The sequence below is a fragment of the Caulobacter sp. HMWF025 genome (genome assembly GCF_003060965.1).
Classification (GTDB): Bacteria; Pseudomonadota; Alphaproteobacteria; order Caulobacterales; family Caulobacteraceae; genus Caulobacter.
In genome coordinates this window covers 1-1598 of record NZ_QAII01000174.1, presented here as the reverse complement: position 1 = coordinate 1598, position 1598 = coordinate 1, and the positions used below count along the sequence as shown (strand labels likewise).

The following is a 1598-nucleotide window of genomic DNA, read 5'->3' as shown; positions in this document are numbered from 1 at the left end:
CGGGCGGCGTCTGACCCAGAAGGCCCACGGCTATGTGGCCACGATCGTGGCGGGGACGGTCACCTACCGCGACGGCGAGCCGACCGGGGCTCTGCCGGGACGGCTGGTGCGCGGGGCCCAGTCCGCTCCCATGGCCCTGGCGGCGGAGTAGGGCTCGGCGTTACTGGCCCCCTCCGCGCCTGCGGCGCTCCTCCCCCGGAGGGGGAAGATGAGACGCGCGAACCTTATCTTCCCCCTCCGGGGGAAGACGGCTGCGAAGCAGCCCGTAGGGGGCAAGTCTTCCGCCCCTACTCCCTGCCCCTACTCCCCGAACCCGTCGCCCGGCGTCAGCGGAGCCAGGCGGATCAGCCGCGAGTCCTCGACGGCCGCCTGCCGGTGCTTGACCCACTCGCGGTAATCAGTGTCGGTGACCATGGCGAGGAAGGCCCTGGCATCGGGATATTCGGCGATGAAAGCCAGGTCCCAGCGTTCGTCGGCCGGGCCGGTGACGACGGTCTCGGGACGCCCGGTCCAGATCTGGCGACCGCCGACCCGCCTGAACAGCTCGGCCGTGGTGCGGCCATAGGCGCGATAGGCCTCCAGCCCGCTCAGCCCCTTGCCGTGGTCGGGATGGTCGGCCGGATAGTCGGCCAGCGGGCGAAGGCGGACCAGGTTCAGCATCTGGATCGGCCTATCGCGCGGCAGGGCCTTGAAGGCGTCGAACTGGGCGCGGGTGGGGTCGATGCTGGACATGGTTCCTCCGGGGCGACGCTTTGGCGTTCTGCCCCGGACTATCGACCAGGCCTGCCGTCGATGCCAGACCCCTCCTTGACCTGACCCTTGCGGGCAGGCCCGCCGACCCGGATCAGGGCAGGATGGTCAGGCCGTCGGGGAGCTCATTGCGGTCGCCGGTGCGGACCGGCACATGGGCCGAGAGGATCTGGCCAGTGCGGGTCACGGCCGCGACAAAGCCGTCGGCGATGCGGCCCCTGGCCAGACCGGCGACCAGATCGGCCCGGACCTCGTCCCACACCGTCTGGGGCGCGGCCTTGTAGATGCCCTCATCGGCAATGACCTCGACCCGGCGTTCGGCGAGGGCGGCGAAGATCAGCACCCCGGTCCGGTCGCGGGTCAGGTGCAGGCCCTGGCCGAGGAACTGCTCCATGGCGGCGCGCCGGACGGCTGACGCCTTCAGGGCGCGGGGCGTCAGGGCGCGGCGGACCGGCGGGATCGAGACCAGCAGGGTGGTCAGGACAAAGATCGCCGCCTGCAGGCCGATATAGATCGACAGTGTCGACAGGATGGTCGCGTCGGTGGCCGAGGCATGGCCGACCGTCCAGCCGCCGAACAGCCGGGTCAGCATGTCCGGTCGCATCCCGGCCAGCAGGCCGCCGGCCGGCAGAATCAGGGCCGCCGCTGCTGCCCAGATCAGGGGCACCTCGCGGTTCTCCGACACCTCGGGTGCCAGGACGCAGAAGATCTCGCCGGCGGTAGTCTTTTCGGCCGCTTCCACGGCCTCGGCGATGCGGGCCTGGTCCTGTAGGGTCATCTTGCGCATCACCAGCTCCCCGAACTGCCGCCGCCGCCGAACGAGCCCCCGCCGCCGGAGAATCCGCCGC

At 71.2% G+C, this 1598-nt stretch carries 3 protein-coding genes; 1 reads left to right on the top strand and 2 read right to left on the bottom strand.

From position 1 onward, the window contains the following. A partial coding sequence (locus DBR10_RS20335) for a hypothetical protein (RefSeq protein WP_233243483.1) occupies positions 1-151 on the top strand: 151 nt, incomplete at its 5' end. A gap of 149 nt (positions 152-300) precedes the next feature. Here the strand turns inward: DBR10_RS20335 and DBR10_RS18105 are convergent. Both DBR10_RS18105 and DBR10_RS18100 read right to left on the bottom strand, forming a co-directional pair. Beyond that, positions 301-732 carry a DUF1330 domain-containing protein gene (locus DBR10_RS18105; protein ID WP_108506340.1) on the bottom strand — a complete coding sequence of 144 codons (432 nt, stop codon included), beginning with the start codon at positions 730-732 and terminating at the stop codon, positions 301-303. A 112-nt stretch (positions 733-844) separates the two neighbouring features. Next, complete coding sequence (locus DBR10_RS18100) at positions 845-1528, bottom strand: TPM domain-containing protein (protein WP_442861130.1); 684 nt, start codon at positions 1526-1528, stop codon at positions 845-847. Between the last annotated feature and the right edge of the window lie 70 nt (positions 1529-1598).